14 protein-coding genes and 1 pseudogene are annotated in these 16,357 nt (G+C 72.3%); 6 read left to right on the forward strand and 9 right to left on the reverse strand.

The annotated features are described in order from the left end of the window. Nucleotides 1-307: 307 nt before the first annotated feature. Nucleotides 308-901 (reverse strand): COQ9 family protein, encoded by a 594-nt coding sequence (locus E5N76_RS19770; RefSeq protein ID WP_149539045.1) that lies wholly within the window; start codon nucleotides 899-901, stop codon nucleotides 308-310. Next, a complete protein-coding gene (gene def, locus E5N76_RS19775; protein ID WP_149539046.1) occupies nucleotides 898-1,401 on the reverse strand; it encodes a peptide deformylase in 504 nt (167 codons plus the stop codon). The genes E5N76_RS19770 and def overlap by 4 nt, the downstream gene beginning before the upstream one ends. 218 nt (nucleotides 1,402-1,619) lie before the next feature. Between def and rpsU the strand changes: the two genes are divergently transcribed. The 3 genes from rpsU to E5N76_RS19790 all read left to right on the forward strand — a co-directional run bounded on the left by rpsU (nucleotide 1,620) and on the right by E5N76_RS19790 (nucleotide 3,752). Beyond that, complete coding sequence (rpsU, locus tag E5N76_RS19780) at nucleotides 1,620-1,823, forward strand: 30S ribosomal protein S21 (protein ID WP_007006360.1); 204 nt, start codon at nucleotides 1,620-1,622, stop codon at nucleotides 1,821-1,823. Between the two features lie 88 nt (nucleotides 1,824-1,911). Next, the gene (locus E5N76_RS19785) at nucleotides 1,912-2,874 is read left to right on the forward strand and encodes a hypothetical protein (protein WP_149539047.1); all 963 of its coding nucleotides are present in this window, start codon (nucleotides 1,912-1,914) and stop codon (nucleotides 2,872-2,874) included. A gap of 272 nt (nucleotides 2,875-3,146) precedes the next feature. Continuing rightward, nucleotides 3,147-3,752: a glutathione S-transferase family protein gene (locus E5N76_RS19790; protein WP_149539048.1), complete on the forward strand. Its 606-nt coding sequence runs from the start codon at nucleotides 3,147-3,149 to the stop codon at nucleotides 3,750-3,752. 220 nt (nucleotides 3,753-3,972) lie between these two features. Here E5N76_RS19790 and E5N76_RS19795 read toward each other — a convergent pair whose 3' ends face one another. Continuing rightward, complete coding sequence (locus E5N76_RS19795; RefSeq protein WP_187830286.1) at nucleotides 3,973-4,671, reverse strand: GntR family transcriptional regulator; 699 nt, start codon at nucleotides 4,669-4,671, stop codon at nucleotides 3,973-3,975. A 317-nt stretch (nucleotides 4,672-4,988) separates the two neighbouring features. Between E5N76_RS19795 and E5N76_RS19800 the strand changes: the two genes are divergently transcribed. The 3 genes from E5N76_RS19800 (at nucleotide 4,989) to E5N76_RS19810 (ending at nucleotide 7,951) form a co-directional block, all read left to right on the forward strand. After that, the gene (locus E5N76_RS19800) at nucleotides 4,989-5,864 is read left to right on the forward strand and encodes an MBL fold metallo-hydrolase (RefSeq protein ID WP_149539050.1); all 876 of its coding nucleotides are present in this window, start codon (nucleotides 4,989-4,991) and stop codon (nucleotides 5,862-5,864) included. A gap of 244 nt (nucleotides 5,865-6,108) precedes the next feature. Further along, on the forward strand, nucleotides 6,109-6,657 hold the full coding sequence (locus tag E5N76_RS19805) for a carboxymuconolactone decarboxylase family protein (RefSeq protein WP_149539051.1): 549 nt from the start codon (nucleotides 6,109-6,111) through the stop codon (nucleotides 6,655-6,657). A gap of 103 nt (nucleotides 6,658-6,760) precedes the next feature. Next, on the forward strand, nucleotides 6,761-7,951 hold the full coding sequence (locus E5N76_RS19810; RefSeq protein ID WP_149539052.1) for a pyridoxal-phosphate-dependent aminotransferase family protein: 1,191 nt from the start codon (nucleotides 6,761-6,763) through the stop codon (nucleotides 7,949-7,951). A 164-nt stretch (nucleotides 7,952-8,115) separates the two neighbouring features. Here the strand turns inward: E5N76_RS19810 and E5N76_RS19815 are convergent, their stop codons facing one another. The 6 genes and pseudogenes from E5N76_RS19815 to E5N76_RS19835 all read right to left on the reverse strand — a co-directional run bounded on the left by E5N76_RS19815 (nucleotide 8,116) and on the right by E5N76_RS19835 (nucleotide 15,633). Then, nucleotides 8,116-9,405: a tetratricopeptide repeat protein gene (locus E5N76_RS19815; RefSeq protein WP_149539053.1), complete on the reverse strand. Its 1,290-nt coding sequence runs from the start codon at nucleotides 9,403-9,405 to the stop codon at nucleotides 8,116-8,118. Between the two features lie 7 nt (nucleotides 9,406-9,412). Continuing rightward, nucleotides 9,413-10,216 carry an SDR family NAD(P)-dependent oxidoreductase gene (locus E5N76_RS19820; RefSeq protein ID WP_149539054.1) on the reverse strand — a complete coding sequence of 268 codons (804 nt, stop codon included), beginning with the start codon at nucleotides 10,214-10,216 and terminating at the stop codon, nucleotides 9,413-9,415. A gap of 88 nt (nucleotides 10,217-10,304) precedes the next feature. Further along, complete coding sequence (locus tag E5N76_RS31595; RefSeq protein ID WP_268921314.1) at nucleotides 10,305-11,987, reverse strand: efflux RND transporter permease subunit; 1,683 nt, start codon at nucleotides 11,985-11,987, stop codon at nucleotides 10,305-10,307. Between the two features lie 19 nt (nucleotides 11,988-12,006). Continuing rightward, nucleotides 12,007-13,476 (reverse strand): annotated as a pseudogene (locus E5N76_RS31600) (efflux RND transporter permease subunit); the annotation flags it as partial. A 165-nt stretch (nucleotides 13,477-13,641) separates the two neighbouring features. Continuing rightward, nucleotides 13,642-14,748 carry an efflux RND transporter periplasmic adaptor subunit gene (locus tag E5N76_RS19830; RefSeq protein ID WP_207792035.1) on the reverse strand — a complete coding sequence of 369 codons (1,107 nt, stop codon included), beginning with the start codon at nucleotides 14,746-14,748 and terminating at the stop codon, nucleotides 13,642-13,644. 129 nt (nucleotides 14,749-14,877) lie between these two features. Beyond that, entirely contained in the window at nucleotides 14,878-15,633 is a 756-nt protein-coding gene (locus tag E5N76_RS19835; protein WP_149539056.1) for an SDR family NAD(P)-dependent oxidoreductase, read from the reverse strand. Between the last annotated feature and the right edge of the window lie 724 nt (nucleotides 15,634-16,357).

Consider the following 16,357-nt stretch of genomic DNA (forward strand, 5'->3'; position numbering starts at 1 on the left):
GCTTTTGCGTGGCTCCGCTGGGTTTGTGGCCGGGGGGTAACGGGTATGCCCGGGCGGGGGCTCCGTCAGGCAGGGGGCGCTGCCCCCTGCACCCCCGCCAGGGGCGCCGCCCCTGGACCCCGCCGGGGACCGGACCGGTCCCCGGACCCCGGTCCGAGTTCTGGCCCGACGGTTGAACCTGCCGACTCACACCGGGGTCCGGGGAGGGGTTGGCGGCACTGCCGGCAACCACCGGCGGAGGTGCAGGGTCGCGGGCGCTGCCCGCGACGACCTCCTGGTGGGGGGGCCGGGGGCGAAGGCCCCCGACCTACACCGCCCGCGGCCGCAACCGCCGCATCGCCCGGCCCAGCCGGGCCTGCTCCGCCAGCCGCCGGTCGAGGAAGGCCAGCGCCGGGCCGGTCTCCGCCGAGTCGTCCCGCAGCCAATAGGCCAGGGTCGCCGCGTAGAGCGCCGCCAGCGTCGCCCGCCGCGTATACCAGGAGAAATCCGCCGAGGTATCGCCCGCCGCATGCCACATGGCATCCGCCGTCGCCGCGTTCAGCCGCAGCGCCGTCCCGGCATTCCAGGGCAGCGCCAGCAGCGCCATGGCCCGGCGCAGCGCCTGCTTGTGCGGCGCCAGCAGGCCCAGGCGCAGCGCCACCAGCCGGCGGATGCGCGCCGGCACCCGCAGCCGGGCGATATCCTCCGCCGCGGCCGCCGCCTCCATCGCCTGGTTCACCGCATCCACCCAGGCCTCCACCGCCCCCAGCGGGCCGCGGGGAAACAGGCTTTCCGCCAGCGCCGAGTCCTGCCCGGCAGCCGCCATGGCGGCGCGCAGGCTGCCCCAATTCCACCCCTGCTCGGCGGCGATGGGCAGCAGCGCGGCCAGCGCCGCCGCCCGCTCCGGGCTGCGCTCCGTCATCGCGCCACCCCGCCGGCGGCGCGCGCCAGCTCCTCGGTGAAGCCGAAGAGGGAGAGGTCCTCCATCCGCATCGGGTAGAGCACGCCGTCCAGATGGTCCGTCTCATGCTGCATGACGCGGGCGAGCAGCCCCTCCGCCTCGCCCCCCACCTTCTGCCCGGCGGCGTCCATTCCGCGCCAGGCGATGCGCTTCGGCCGGGTGACGCAGCCGCGCAGCCCGGGGATGGAAAGGCAGCCTTCCCAGCCGCTCTCCGTCTCCTCGCCCAGGGCCATCAGCTCCGGATTCAGCAAGGCGCTCACCTTGCCGCCGTCGCGATAGACGAAGAGGCGCCGCGGCACATGCACCTGCGGCGCGGCGAGGCCGAGCCCGCCGGCATCCAGCATGGTCTCGCCCATATCGGCGACCAGCCGCTGGATCTCCGGGTCCAGGGGGTCCGTCACCGGCGCGGCCTGCTGCAGCAGCACCGGGTGGCCCATCCGGGCGATCTTCAATATGGCCATGCGCGCCTCCTCGGCCCCCGCCTGCCAGCAGAAGTAGGATGCCGCGAGGGCGGGCGGGAGGGGCTTCCGCCGCCCGGCCCCGCCATGCTATGAGTCCGTATCCGCGTCAGATCGGCGTCCTGCCTGGGTCCGGGGTTCCGGAGCCGGGGGCAACCCGCCGCCTGCCGCGGCGTTCGTCGTTTTCCTCCCAACCCGAACCACGAAGGAGTTGCCGCCGCGTGCAAGTCGTCGTCCGTGACAACAACATCGACCAGGCGCTGAAGGCGCTCAAGAAGAAGCTGCAACGTGAAGGCGTGTTCCGCGAGATGAAGCTCCGCCGGCATTACGAGAAGCCGTCCGAGCGCCGCGCCCGCGAGGCCGCCGAGGCCGTCCGCCGCGCCCGGAAGGTGGAGCGCAAGCGGCTGGAGCGCGAGGGCTTCTGAGCCCCTCCCCCGCCGCGCCGGGCCAGGCCGCCAGCGGGGGATTACTTCGGATCAGAGACCGGATGCCGCGGCGTGGGGGATGCCCCGCGTGACGCGGCTTTTGGTCGTTCTGGGGGTGTTGCTGGGCGGTGGGGCGGCGGGGGCGCAGGATCTGGCGCCCTTTTTCGTACAGGCGGGCTGCGTGGATGCGGCGGGGCGGCCCCAGCCCGGGATGCTGCCTTTCGAATCGGGCTGCGGCCGGCCGCGCCCCCTGGCCGCAGGCCAGCCCCTGCCCTACCGAAAGCATGACTGGCCGGCCGAGGCCGAGGCGGCGGCGCTGCCTCAGGGCTACCAGGCCTCCGATTCGCTGCTCGGCACGTTGCGCGGCCGGCGCGCCGCGCTGCAGAGCTTCGATTTCGCCGACGCCACCCGGGCCTTCGCCCGGCGGGATCCGGGGGATGGCGGGCAGGCGGTGGTGCTGGACCCCGGCGGTGCCTGGGCGGTGCTGACCGAGGATGGCAGCGGCGGCAGGCAATGGTTCCAGGGCCCGCGCTGCGGCCAGCGGGCGCTGCGCGGCGAGCCGGACCGCGGCTGGCTCTTCGCCCTGGCGCCGCTGCGGGAGGGCTGGCAGCAGCGCGTGGTGCGGCTGGGCATCAGTGCTGCGGCCGAAGCCTGCCCGGCGGCGCTGAATCCCAGCCTCACGCGCTGGCGGATGCTGCGGCTGGAACTGCCCTGGCGGGATGCCGGCGGGCCGCCCCGGGCGGTGGCGGCGGAAGTCCTGCTCTCCGAGCATTATGGCGGCGCCGGCATCGCCATGGCGGACCATCTGGAGCGGTTCTGGTTCGCCCGCGACCTGGGCCTGGTGCGCTGGGAGAGGTGGGAGAATCCGGCGCGAAGCCCGGCGCTGCGCATCGCCGCCATGGCGGCGCTGCTGGCGGCCTCCGGCCGCTGCCCGCCGGTGGCGGGGGCGGAACCGCCGGGGCCGGGCTGGCGGGCGGTGGATTGCCGGCTGTGGACGAATTTCGCGCGGGCGGCGCCAGGGGCGATGCTGCGCGGGTTGGAATGGCCCTGAGAAGCAGGGGGCTCTGCCCCCATCGAACGCATGCGTTCGATCCCCGCCGGGGCCAGGACCTGGCCCCGGACCCCGGTCTGAGCTTCAGACCCGGCGGTTCAGCCTGCCGACTCGCACCGTGGGTCCCGAGGGCCCCCTCCCCGGCCGGTACCGCCGCCAACGGGTAGCACCCCTGGTGGGGGCATGGGGGGCAGAGCCCCCATCCCCCCTTGGCAGCCGCCCCGGGATGCCGTCCTCTCAGCGCCGGACACACGCCCCTGGGGAGGAACACCTTGCAGCTCTACTGGTCCTCGCGCTCGCCCTTCGTCCGCAAGGTCATGGTCGTGGCGCATGAGCACGGCCTGGCCGAGCGGATCGAGAAGCGCCCGATCGTCGTTTCCGTGATGAAGACGGGGCGGGAGCTGCTGCCGACCAACCCGCTGGGCAAGATCCCCACCCTGGTGCTGGCGGATGGCACAATCCTCTACGATTCCTCCGTCATCTGCGAGTATCTCGACGAGATCGGCAGCGGCCCGAAGCTCTTTCCCGCCGCCGGCCCGGCCCGCTTCAACGCGCTGCGCCGCCAGGCGCTGGGCACCGGGCTGATGGACATGCTGGTGACCTGGCGCAGCGAGCTGACGCGGGAGCACCCCGCCCCTGGCGCGCTGGAAGGCTATGGCTGGAAGCTCGCCGCCAGCCTGCAGGCGCTGGAGGCGGAGGCCGACTCGCTCGCCGCCGACCCCTATGGCATCGGCCAGGTCTCGATCGGTGCGGCCCTCTCCTACCTGGATTTCCGCTTTCCGGAGGATTGGCGGGCGGCGCATCCCCGCCTCGCCGCCTGGCATGCCGGCTTCAGCGCCCGGCCGGCGGTGCAGGCCACGGCGCATATCGACGCCTGATCGGCGTGGGGCGCCGGCCCCGCCCCCTGGAGCGAGATCGGTCGAGGTGGATTACCGCAACCGTGCATCGCGCGACCAAGCAAGGCGCGGAGCAGGCATGGCCCCGATCGGGCCTGCCGCCCTGTCCAGGCCCCGGCCTTCACGCCGCGGCCGGCTCGTCCCGCCGCAAATCCGGCGAATTGCGCCGACCGGGCGCCAGCAACGCCGGGCCGCAGCCCTTTCAGCCGTTCACCAGAGCCGTCCCGGCTTCCTGCAGGATGATCTCCTGGGTGATGCGGAACTGCGCCGAGACGCCTTCGATCAGCGTCTTCGCATCCCGCGCCAGCGCAGCTTCCAGCAGCGGCCGGTGGGTACCGTATTCGGAGGGCATGTCCGGGTTCAGCCGCCGCGCCCAGGCGCGGTAGCGGGCGGCACGCTGGCTCAGCAGGGCGCGCATGGCCAGCAGGGTGGGGGAATCCGCCGCAGCCACCAGCCCTTCATGGAAGGCCAGATGCCGCACCTGCCAGGCCGGGTCCCGCCGCTGCGCCGGGTTGTGCACCGGCCCTTCCTCCAGCGCATCGTACAGGCGCTGCAGCTCCGCATCCCATTCCGGCCCGCCGCATGCCACGGACCGCGCCAGCAGCTCGGTCTCGATGAAGATGCGGCTGTAGATCACGTCCTGCAGCTCGCGCCGGGAGACCGGGGCGACACGGAAGCCGCGCTGGCCTTCCGCCACCACCAGGCTTTCCTGCACCAGATGCGCCAGGGCTTCCCGCAGGGTGCTGAAGCTGACCCCGTAGGAGCTGCGCAGGCTTTCGAAGCGCAGGCGTTGGCCAGGCTCCAGCCGTGCCTCCACGATATCCGCCCGCAGGCGGTGAAGGACATCCGAAGCGAGGGTCCGCCCGATGAGTTCATCGGCGACCGGGGGGTGCAATTTCACGTCAATCGGCCGGCTGCTTGTGTCGGTGGCGGGCGATTGTGCCGATACATCGAAATTCCTCAAGTGATTCCTGCGCAACTTTAGGCAAAAATGTGAATCTGCCGGCCAGCCGCTGCGGCTGTTACATGCCGCTTACCTGCCTTTCTGCAATTCTCCCGCTGCCAATGCGACATGCCAATCATTCGCAGCGCTGGGCGGCCCCTCCTCCCCCCGCCGCCCGCGGGCCATTGCATCCCCCGCGCTTTCCGCCGAGGCTCGGCCAGAAGGCGCCGCCAGGCAGGACCGGGCAGGTGCAGGAAGCGGGGAGAACCGGCCAGATGCAGCCCTTGCGGATCGGCGACGTCACGATCACCAGCATCATCGAGCGCGACGGCCCCTGGCGCCGCCCGGCCGAGATGTTCCCCGCCTATGACGAGGCGACCGCTGCCCGGCATCTGCGGACGCTCGACCCGGCGGTGTTCGATCCCGCCTCCGGCCGCATGGTGATCACCTACCAGACCTTCGTGGTCCGCACCCCGAAGCACACCATCCTGGTGGATACCTGCACCGGCGAGGACAAGGGCTATCCGGCGCCGATGGATTTCCCGAAGGCGCCCTGGCTGGACGGGTTCAAGGCCGCGGGCCTCAGCTTCGAGGCGATCGACTACGTCTTCTGCACGCATCTGCACATCGACCATTGCGGCTGGAACACGCGGCTGGTGGATGGCCGCTGGGTGCCGACCTTCCCGAACGCGAAATACGTCTTCCACAAGGGCGAATACGCGGCCTGGGAGGAAGCGACGCGGCGCGGCGCCAACCCGCCCGGCAATGTCTGGCGCTTCAATTGCGAGCCCGTCGTGGCGGCCGGCCAGGCGCTGCTGGTGGATGACGATTTCGCCCTGGACGACACGGTCTGGCTGCAGAAGACGCCGGGCCACTCGCCCTGCCATTGCTGCGTCAACATCGCCTCCAGGGGCCAGAGCGCCGTCGTCACCGGCGACCTGATGCACCACGCGCTGCAGGTGCGGGAGCCGGGCTGGTCCACGGTGTTCGACTGGGATCCGCAGGAGGCCGCTTCCTCCCGTCGCGCCTTCCTCGCCGAGGTGGCGGAGACGCCGACGCTGGTGCTGCCCATCCATTTCCCGAATCCCACCGCCGGCCGCATCAAGGGCGGTGCCCAGGGCTTCGACTGGGCTTACCACCGGCCCGCCTGACCGCCAGGCTGAAGCGGGATCGGCGAGCGTCGCTCACCCACCCGCTCCAGCTCCTTTGTCCGGCCGCGCGATTCACGCTTTCCGGTGAGCCCGCTTCAAGCAATCACGCTCTTTGTCCGGCCGCGTGATTCACGCTTTCCGGTGAGCCCACCTCAAGCGATCACGCTCTTTGTCTGGTCGCGTGATTCACGCTTTCAGGTCAGCCCACCTCAAGCGATCACGCTCGGAAATACGGAGGAAACCCATGGCCCGAATCCCCTACCTCTCCGCCGCCGATCTGGCGCCGGAGGACAAGCCCCTGCTGGCGCGCGACATCTCCCTGCACAAGGCGCTGGTGAACAACCCCGCCGCCGCCCGCGCCTTCTCCGGCCTCGGCAGCTATCTGCGCCACGGCACCACGCTGGATGCGCGGCTGCGGGAGCTGGCCATCCTGCAGGTGGGCTGGCTTGCCCGCTCCCCCTATGAATGGTCGCACCATGTGAAGATCGGCTATGATTTCGGCGTCACCGACGCGGATATCGAGGCGCTGATCGCCGAAAGCCGCGGCGAGACGACGGCGCTGGACCCCGTGGCGCGGCTGGTGCTGAAGGCAGCGCGGGAGGTGCATGCCGGGCCGGGCATTCATTACGAGACCTTCGCCGCGCTGCGCGCCGTGCTGGACACGCCGTCCGTCGTCGATCTGGTGGTGACCGCCAGCTTCTACTGCGCCGTGGTGCGGCTGCTCGCCTCGCTCGAGATCGATGTCGAGGAGAGCTACATGCCTTATTTGAAGAAATACCCCTTCCCGGTGTAGCAGAGGCGAGGGCCCGCCGCGGCGGAAGGGGCATGGCGGGCCGGCGGGCCGGGCCCTGCCCCGCCCCGGCCGGCCCCAAAGGACCAAGGACGGACCAGACGCCATGAGCACCTCCGAGCCGGCGAAGAAGCCGCGCGGCCGCCAATTCTTCGCCAATCCGGGACCGACCAGCATTCCGGATTCCGTGCTGCTGGCGACGGCGCATCAGACCGTCGATTTCAACGACCCGAATTTCATCGCGGTCTACGAGGCCTGCATCGCCGGGCTGAAGCGCGTGCTGAAGACGCGGCAGGAGATCTTCCTCTATACCGGCTCCGGCCACGCGGCCTGGGAGGCGAGCCTGGTCAATCTGCTCTCCCCGGGCGATACCATCCTGATCCTCGAAAGCGGCTATTTCTCCCTCTCCTGGGCCGCCATGGCGGCGGATCTCGGGGTGGAGGTGCAGAGCGTTGCGGCGGATTGGCGCCGGGGCGTCGATCTCGGCGCGCTGCGGGAGGCGCTGGCGGCCGACAAGGGCCATGCCATCAAGGCCGTCTGCGTGGTGCATAACGAGACGGCGACGGGGATGATGATCCCGCTGCCGGAGGTGCGCGCGGCGCTGGACGCGACGGGTCATCCGGCGCTGTTCCTGGCGGACACCATCTCCTCCCTCGGCAGCCTCGATTTCCGCATGGATGAATGGGGCGTGGATGCCTGCGTCGGCGGCAGCCAGAAGGGGCTGATGCTGCCCACCGGCATGAGCTTCACGGGTGTCTCCGCCAAGGGGATGGCGGCGCATGCCGCCTCGACGCTGCCGAAGCATTACTTCAACTGGACGAACATGCTGAAGCGGCCGCATCGCAGCTTCGTCGGCACCGTCCCGGTCAGCTTCTTCTACGGGCTGCAGGAATCGCTGCGGCTGATCGAGCAGGAGGAAGGGCTGGAGAACGTCTTCGCCCGCCATACGCGGCTGGCCAGGGCGGTGCGCGCGGCGGTGCAGCACTGGTCCGGCAACAACGGCCCGCAGCTCTTCTGCCTGAACCCGGGGCGGTATTCGGACAGCGTGACGGCGATCCTGATGCCGGAAGGCTATGACGCGGATGCGTTGCGGGCGGTGGCGCTGCAGAAGTTCAATCTCTCGCTCGGCGGTGGGCTGGGGCCGCTCGGCGGGAAGGTGTTCCGCATCGGGCACCTGGGCGATCTGAACGAGCCGATGATCCTCGGCACGCTGGCGACGGTGGAGCTGGCGATGAAGACGGCCGGCGTGCCGCATACGCCGGGCGGCGTGCAGGCGGCGCTCGACGCGCTGGCATAGCGGTCGGGGGCTCCGCCCCCGACACCCCCGGCAGAGGGCTCTGCCCTCTGCACTCCCGCCGGGGCCAGGACCTGGCCCCGGACCCCGGTCTGAGTTTCAGACCCGACGGTTCAACCCGCCGACTCACACCGGGGTCCGGGGGGTGGTCCACCCCCCGGCAGGGGCTACGGGGGCGGAGCCCCCGCCACCGGCCCCGCCCCGGGGCCAGGCCTTCGCCGCGCCGCCCGTTCCGGCTGCCCCGCCAGCAGGCAGGCACGCAGCAGGGTGAATTCCACCAGATCCATCTGCGCCCGGCTGCCACCGATCCGGTCCCGCTCCGCCGCCACCGGCGCCAGCGCCTCCACCGCTCCGGCGTAGTCGCCCCGGGCGAAGGCCGCGAAGCCCGCCGCGCAGGCCGGCAGCACGGGGCCGGAGGGGTAGCGCCCCGCCGCCTCCAGCGCCCTGACCTCCGCCACCCATCTCTCCAGCGCCGCGCCGTCCCCGGCCATGGCCTCGGCCAGCGCCACGTGCAGATCGGCGAAGGCGAAGCCGGGGCGGGGGAACATGGCGCGGGCGAAGCCCAGCATCCCGCCCCAGGCCTCCGCCGGCCTTGCCTGCCCCGCCAGCTCCCAGCGCAGCAGGAAGGAGACGCCGTCGGTCAGCTTCAGCCGTACCGGCCCGGTATGGCTGGCCGGGCCACAGCCCGCCAGGTAGGTGGCCCAGGCGGCCTCCGTGTCGCCCGCCGCCAGCTCCCCCAGCGCCTGGTGCCAGGCGAGGTGGGAGTAGAGCGTCCCCTCCCGCGCATAGCCCGGCAGCCAGGCGCGCAGGAAGCCGATCCCCGCCGCCACCTCGCCGCTCTCGTAGCAGATATGGGCCAGGGCATGGGCGCCCCAGGCATGCTCCGGCCGCGCCGCCAGCGCGGCTTCCACCTTCGGCCGCCCTGCCGCCGGCCGCCCGGCCTCGGAGAGCGCCATGCCGTGCATGGCGCCGAACCACCAATCATTGCCGTAATACGGCGCCAGCCCCTCCATCAGCCCGATCAGGTAGTCATGCCGGTCGGCGCGGCCGGAGCTGCCGATCAGCCCGTTCGGGGTGATGGCGGTGTCCAGCACCAGCGCGTCGCGCGGGAAGTCCCGCATGTGGTCGGGCAGCGCCGCCAGCGCCGCCGCCCCCTGGCCGCGCAGGAGCAGGCCGAAATAGCCGATATGCCGCCGCTCCCGCTCGGTCGTGCCGGCAGCCAGCGCCTCCGCCGCCGCCAGGTGGCGCGGCACCGCGGCCGCATCCCCCGCCCGCAGCGCCGCATGGGCCCGCGCCGCATGCGCCATGGCGAAGCCGGGATCCGCCGCGATGGCGCGGTCGAAGGCCGCCGCCGCGCCCGGCCAATGCGTCACCAGCAGGTCGTTGCCTTCCCGGAAAGCCGCCGCCGCCGCGGCCGAGCCGGTGGAGAGCGCCAGGCCGAGCCGGTCCTCCTCCATCGCCGCCTCAGCCGCTCGGCAGCGCCGCGATCGCCGTGGCGCCGGCATCCACCGGCACGATGGCGCCGGTCATCCAGCGGGCATTGCCGCTGCACAGGAACGCGACGGCGGCGCCGACATCCCAGCCGCTGCCCTCCACCTGCAGGATGCTGCGCTTCCGCCGCAGCTCCCGTTTCTCCGGCGTCATGTTGTTGGCCTGGACCATGGGCGTGTAGACCATGCCGGGGCAGACGCAATTCACCCTGATGCGGTCCTTCGCGTGATGCACCGCCATGGCGCGCGTCATGTTCACCACCGCGCCCTTGCTCGTCGGGTAGAGCAGCGAGGGATGCCCGCCCTTCAGCCCGGCGACCGAGCCGATATTGACGATGGCGCCGCCGCCCGAGGCGCGCATCGCCGGCACGGCGTATTTCACCATCAGCATCATGGAGGTGACGTTCACCAGCAGCCCCTGCGCCCAATCGGCGGGGTCCACCTCCTCCGCCGTGCCGGGCGGGCCGCTGATGCCGACATTGTTCACCAGCACGTCCAGCCGCGCCCAGCGCCCGGTGGCGGCGGCGACGATGGCGGCGCACTCCTCCGGCTTCGTGACGTCGCCGGCGACGGTGATGGCCTCGCCGCCCTCCGCGGCGATCATCCGGCGCGTCTCCTCCGCCCAATCGGCGACGGCATCGGCCAGCACCAGCCTGGCGCCTGCCCGGGCCAGCAGGATGGCGGCGGCGCGGCCATTCCCCACGCCTTCCCCCGGGCGGGACCCGGCCCCGGTGACGATCGCGACCTTGCCATCCAGCTCCGCGCTGATGCCCTGCATCGACATTTCCTCCATGTCCGGCCGGCAGCCTCGCATCCACGGGCGGGGGGCTCAACCCATGGGCGGCAGGTGGCGCCGCCCGCGCCCCTCACGCATTCCGGCGCTTCATCATGTAGAGCTTCGACCGCCGCGGCCCGCTGAGGCGGCGGATCGCCAGGTAAAAGACCGGGGTGAAGAGCAGCCCGAACAGCGTCACGCCGATCATGCCGAAGAACACTGCCGCCCCCACCGCCCGGCGCATCTCCGCCCCCGCCCCTTCCGCCAGCACCAGCGGCAGCACGCCGAGGATGAAGGCGAGCGAGGTCATCAGGATGGCGCGCAGCCGCAGCCGGCAGGCCTCCACCACGGCGTCCAGCGGGCTCTTGCCGGTATCTTCCTGCGCCTGGGCGAATTCGACGATGAGGATGGCGTTCTTCGCCGCCAGCCCCACCAGCACGACGAAGCCGATCTGCGTCAGGATGTTCACATCCTGCCCGAGCAGGCGCACGCCGAGCGTCGAGGTCAGCAGGCACATCGGCACGATGAGGATGACGGCGAAGGGCAGGCTCCAGGAGCCGTACTGCGCCGCCAGGACGAGATAGACGAAGAGCACGCAGAGCGGGAAGACCAGCAGCCCGGCATTGCCGCTGGTGGATTGCTCGAAGGAGAGATCGGTCCATTCGAAGCCGATGCCGTCCGGCAGCACCTGCCGCGCCGTCCGCTCGATGATGCGCAGCGCGGCGGCGGAGCCGGTGCCCGGCCTGATCTCCCCGGCCACCTCGGCGGCAGGGTAGAGGTTGTAGCGCGGCACGCGCTGCGGCCCGGTGATGTCGCGCATGGACATCACATTGGCCAGCGGCACCATCGCCCCGTCGGCATTGCGGGTGTAGAGCCGCGCCAGATCCGCCGCCTCCCGCCGGTATTCCGGGGAGGCCTGGGCGACGACGCGCCAATTGCGGCCATAGGCGGTGAAGTCGTTGACATAGGAGGAGCCGAGCAGGGTCTCGATCGCCTGGCTCAGCCGCGCCACCGGCACGCCCAGCATCTCCGTCCGGGTGCGGTCGATATCCACCGCCAGCAGCGGCGCGTCGATGCTGAAGGGGGTGTAGACGCCGGTGAGGCCCGGCGTCCGGTTCAGCGTGGCGGCGAGTTGCTGCGCCGCATCCGCCAGCACCGCGGTGCCGCGGCCGGTGCGGTCCTCCAGCCGCAGGGCGAAGCCGGCGCCGCTGCCGAGGCCGGGCACGGCCGGCGGCGGGATGACCAGCACCGTCGCCTCCTGCAGCACGGCCAGGCGCCGGCGCAGCTCCGCCATGATGCGCGCGGCGTTCTGCCCCTCGGCCAGCCGCTGCTCCCAGGAGGCGAAGACCACGGTGAGCTGCCCCTGGTTGCTGCCGGCGGTGTTGGTGGCGCCGGAAACGCCGGCCAGCGCCGCGACGCGGCCGACCCCTGGCACCTCCCGCGCGATCGCCGCGGCCTGCTCCACCACGGCCGTGGTGCGCATCAGGGAGGCGGCGCCCGGCAGCTCGATGCCGACGATGGCGTAGCCGCGATCCTGCGCCGGCACGAAGCCCTGCGGGGAGGTGGCCAGCAGCCAGCCCACCCCGGCGATCAGCATGGCATAGAGCGCGAGCATCGCCCCGGCCCGCGGCGCCACCCTTCGGGTCAGCGCCCCGTAGCTTTCGGCCAGCCAGTCGAAGCCGGCATTGAAGCGGTCGAGCGCCCAGCTCACCGCCCGCCGCAGCGCCCCGGGCGGGCGCCGCGCGGCCCCTTCCTCCTCCCGATGCAGGATCAAGCGTGGCGAGTGCCGGGCTCAAAGTGAGGGAGCAGAAGCAGGAGAGCGCGGTGGCGACGGCGATGGTGACGGCGAATTGCCGGAAGAACCGCCCGGTGATGCCGTCCAGGAAGGCGGTGGGGACGAAGACGGCGCAGAGCACCAAAGCGATGGAGATCAGCGCGCCGCCGACCTCCCGCATCGTCCTGGTCGCCGCCTGTTCCACCGTCGGCTCCGCCTGCAGGTGGCGGTCGACGTTCTCCACCACCACGATGGCGTCGTCGACGACGATGCCGACCGCCAGCACCAGCCCGAATAGCGTCAGCACATTCAGGGTGAAGCCGAGCGCGATCATGACGCCGAAGGTGCCGATCAGGGAGACCGGGATGGCGAGGATCGGGATGGTGGCGGCCCGCCAATTCTGCAGGAAGAGCAGCACGACGAGCACCACCAGCGCCACCGCCTCGCCGATGGTCTGGACCAGCTCGTGCACGCTGTCGGCGACGAAGCGCGTCGGGTCATAGGCGATCTCGGCGGTGATGCCGGCGGGGAAGTCGGCGGCGATCTCGGCCAGGCGATTGCGGATCTCGGTCGCCGTCGCGAGCGCGTTGGAGCCGGGGCGCTGGGTGATGGCGAGCGCGACCGCCGGCCGCCCCTGCAGCGTGCTGGCGGTGGTGTAGGAGGCGGCGCCGAGCTCCACCCTTCCGACATCGCCGAGGCGCAGCAGCCGCCCGCCGGCGCCGGCGCGGATGACGATGCGCTCGAACTCCAGCGGATCGGCCAGCCGGCCGCGGAAGGTGAGGTTGGGCTGGAAGGCCTGGTCGGTCACCGGCGGCTCGGCGATCTGGCCGCCCGCCACCTCGGCATTCTGCGCCTGCACCGCGGCGACGATGTCCTCCGCGGTGATGGCGTTGGCCGCCATCAGCCCGGGGTCCAGCCAGACGCGCATGGCGTAGTCGCGCGCGCCCTGCATGTCGATGTCGCCGATGCCGTCGATCCGCAGCAGCTCGTCCCGCACCTGGCGCAGCGCGTAATTGGAGACGTAGAGCTGGTCGTAGCTGCCATCCGGCGAGCTGACGAAGACGATCATCAGCCGGTCGGTCGCCAGCTTGCGGGTGGTGACGCCCCAGCGCCGCACCTCCTCCGGCAGGCGCGGCAGGGCGGTGGAGACGGCGCCCTGCACCAGGATCTGCGCCCGGTCCGGATCCGTGCCGAGGCGGAAGGTGACGGTCAGCACCATCCGCCCATCGGCGGTGGATTGCGAGGACATGTAGAGCATGCCCTCGGTGCCGTTGACCTCCTGCTCGATCGGCGTCGCCACCGTATCCGCCACCACCTGCGCGGAGGCGCCGGGGTAGGAGGTGGCGACGACGACGGTGGGCGGCGCCACGTCCGGGTATTCCGAGATGGGCAGCGAGAGCAGCGAGAGCCCGCCGACGATCAGCAGGACCAGCGAGAGGACGCAGGCGAGGACCGGCTGGCGGACCGAGAGGACGCCGAGATTGCTCAGGGCCGTGCCTCCGCCGTCGCGGCGGGCCCAGGGATGGACCCAGGGGCGGACCCAGAGGCGGACCCAGGGGCGGGCGAGACTACGGCGGCCGCGGTGGCGGCCATGCGCTGCGGCACCACCGCCTGGCCGGCGCGGACACGGGTGAGGCCGCTGGTCACCACCTCCTCATTGCCGTCCAGGCCGTGGCGGATCACCCGCATGCCGTCCTGCAGCGGACCGAGCTGGACCTGGCGCATCTGCAGCCGGTCCCCCTCGGCCACCACATAGACGATGCGGCGGGACTGGTCGGTGGGTGGCAACGGCGCTGTCCGGCACCAGCAGCGCCTGATAGGGTCGGCTGCCGACCAGCCGGATGCGGGCGAAGCCACCGGGCAGGAACAGGTCGCGCGGATTGGCGAAGCGGGCGCGCAGCCGGATGGTGCCGGTGCCGGCATCCGCCTCGTTGTCCACGAAGACCACCTCGCCTTCATGGGGAAAGCCGATCTCGTCGGCCAGGGCGAGCTGCACCGGGTTGCGCATGTCGCGGGAGGAGGGGCGGCCGCCATCCACCGCCAGGCGCTGGTAGCGCAGTCCCGCCGACTGGTCGATGTCGAAGCTGAACTCGATCGGGTCCAGGGTGACGATGGTGGCGAGCAGCGTCGCATTGCTGCCCTCCCCGCCGGAGACGAGGTTGCCGGGGCTCACCAGATGCCGGCCGATGCGGCCGGAGAGCGGCGCCCGGACCTCGGTGAATTCCAGGTCGAGCTTCGCGCGCTGCAGCGCCGCCTCCGCCTGGGTCACCGCGGCGCGGGCGGCTTCCAGCGCCTGGGCGCGCTGCTCCACATTGGCCTCGGAGGCGGCGCGGGCGGTGAGCAGGTTGCGCGTGCGGTCGAATTCCCGCTCTGCCAGGGTGAGCTGGGAGCGGGCGGCGGCGAGCCGCGCCTCGGCATCGACGATGGCGGTGCGGAAGGGGCGCGGGTCGATGCGGAAGAGCAGCTCGCCGCGCTGCACCACCTGGCCGTCGGCGAAGGCGAAGCTGTCCAGATAGCCGCTGACCCGGGCGCGGACCTCCACCCGCTCGACGCTGACGAAGCGGCCGGTGAACTCGTCCCAATCCGTCACCTCCCGCCGCACCGGGCGGGCGACGGTCACGGCCGGCGGGATTTCCGGCGCCATCTCCTCCTCATGGCTGTCGCAGCCGGCGAGGAGCAGCAGCAGCGGCAGCGCGCGCCGCCAGGCCACGCGCCGCCAGACCCCACGCCATGGGAGCGGCAGGGCGCGCCCAGGCGTCATGCCATCACCTCTGCACGTCATCCTGTCCGCACCGCCCCGGCCGGTCCTTGCTGCAGGACTGGTAACATGTGGCGGGGCTCCGCTGGAACCCGTTCGGTTGGCGCGACGGGTGGGGTGGCCAGGCCGCCTTCAGTTGATGTTGGCGCCGCCATCCACGTCGATGACCTCGCCGGTCATGAACATCGGCGTCGCGGTGGCGAGGAAGGCGGCGACCACGGCGATGTCCTCCGGCGTGCCCACCCGGCCGAGCGGCGTGGACTGGCGCAGCCTTTCCAGATGCGGGGCGAAGGACTCCGCCGTGCGCTCCGTCAGGATGGCGCCGGGGCAGATGGCGTTCACGCAGACCTGCGGCGCCAGCTCCCGCGCCAGGCCGCGGGTCAGGCCGAGCACGCCGGCCTTGGTGGCGCTGTAGGCGAAGCGGCTGGCGGCATGGGGGGAAGGGCCGGTATGGGCGGAGACCGAGCCCATATTGATGATGCGCCCCTCCCCCTGGGCCAGCATCGCCGGCGCCACCGCCTGGGACCAGTTGAAATAGCCCTTCAGATTCACCGCCATGCCGCGGTCCCATTCCGCCTCGGTGATCTCCAGCACGCGCTGCGGCTGCAGCATGGCGGCGTTGTTCACCAGCACGTCGATCCGCCCCCAGGCGCCGAGGATGGCGGCGACATGGTCCCGTGCCGCCTGGTAGTCCGCGATGTCGGCGGCGATGGTGAGCGCGGGCACGCCATGGGCGCGCACCGCGGCGGCGGTCGCCGCCAGCTCCTGCTCCCGCAGATCGACCAGCGCGACGGCCAGGCCCTTCTCCGCCAGGGCCAGGGCGATGGCGCGGCCGATGCCGCGCGCGGCGCCCGAGACGATGGCCGTTCTGCTGCCGGGTTCGGTCATGGATGGGGTTCCTGCCTCCGTTGCATCCGTCGGGCGGGCGGGCCGGGCCGGGACCCCGGCCGCTGCGGTGCCCGTGGTCCACCGGCATGGCGGCTCCGCCCGGGCGATGATGGCGCCCGGTGCCGCGGAAGCCCAGGGGCGCTGCACCGCCGGCGGGACCCGTGGGCCCTCAGCGCTGAGGTCCCGGCGCCGAGGCAGGCCGCCATGCCGGGCGGCGAGGCCGGGGGGCCGTGATGCGGTCGATGCCGGCCGGGCCCGGCAAGGTGGGGAGCCGCGATGCGGCCGCCGCCACCGGCCTAGCCAGGCAAGCCAGGACCCCGGCGATGCGCCGATGCCCGCCGGATCCGCAAGGCGGGAGAGCCGCGGTGTGGTCGCCGCCCCCGTCCGGCAACGCCACGAGCCAGCGCTGCGGCCACCGACCCGGCGCGGCAAAGCCAAGGCCGGGCGATGCGGTCGGTGCCCGTCGGGCCCGGCAAGGTGGGAAGCCGCGATGTGGTCGCGGCCGCCCCGGCCTGGCGACGCCACGGGCCAGCCCCTGCGGCCGCCGCCGGCCGGGTCCGGCGATAGGGTGCCGCCTCGGGGCCCGCCGGCAGCGCGGATGGACGGCCAGGACCAGGCCAATGCGCCCCCGCGCGCGGAAGACTCATCGCGAAATTAGTGAAGAAGGGACCCCGCCGCCGGCCTCGCCGGGCCGGGCGGCGCTGTCCCCCTGCCCCCACCAGAT

The organism is Siccirubricoccus phaeus, from assembly GCF_008360935.1.
GTDB classification, from domain to species: domain Bacteria; phylum Pseudomonadota; class Alphaproteobacteria; order Acetobacterales; family Acetobacteraceae; genus Siccirubricoccus; species Siccirubricoccus phaeus.

Excerpts from the sequence above, each read along its gene's own strand:
- E5N76_RS19810 (WP_149539052.1), top strand. The coding sequence starts at position 6,761 with ATGAGCACCTCCGAGCCGGCGAAGAAGCCGCGCGGCCGCCAATTCTTC.
- E5N76_RS19835 (WP_149539056.1), bottom strand. The coding sequence starts at position 15,633 with ATGACCGAACCCGGCAGCAGAACGGCCATCGTCTCGGGCGCCGCGCGC.
- def (WP_149539046.1), bottom strand. The coding sequence starts at position 1,401 with ATGGCCATATTGAAGATCGCCCGGATGGGCCACCCGGTGCTGCTGCAG.
- E5N76_RS19800 (WP_149539050.1), top strand. The coding sequence starts at position 4,989 with ATGCAGCCCTTGCGGATCGGCGACGTCACGATCACCAGCATCATCGAG.
- E5N76_RS19815 (WP_149539053.1), bottom strand. The coding sequence starts at position 9,405 with ATGGAGGAGGACCGGCTCGGCCTGGCGCTCTCCACCGGCTCGGCCGCG.
- E5N76_RS19805 (WP_149539051.1), top strand. The coding sequence starts at position 6,109 with ATGGCCCGAATCCCCTACCTCTCCGCCGCCGATCTGGCGCCGGAGGAC.
- E5N76_RS19820 (WP_149539054.1), bottom strand. The coding sequence starts at position 10,216 with ATGCAGGGCATCAGCGCGGAGCTGGATGGCAAGGTCGCGATCGTCACC.
- E5N76_RS19830 (WP_207792035.1), bottom strand. The coding sequence starts at position 14,748 with ATGACGCCTGGGCGCGCCCTGCCGCTCCCATGGCGTGGGGTCTGGCGG.
- E5N76_RS19770 (WP_149539045.1), bottom strand. The coding sequence starts at position 901 with ATGACGGAGCGCAGCCCGGAGCGGGCGGCGGCGCTGGCCGCGCTGCTG.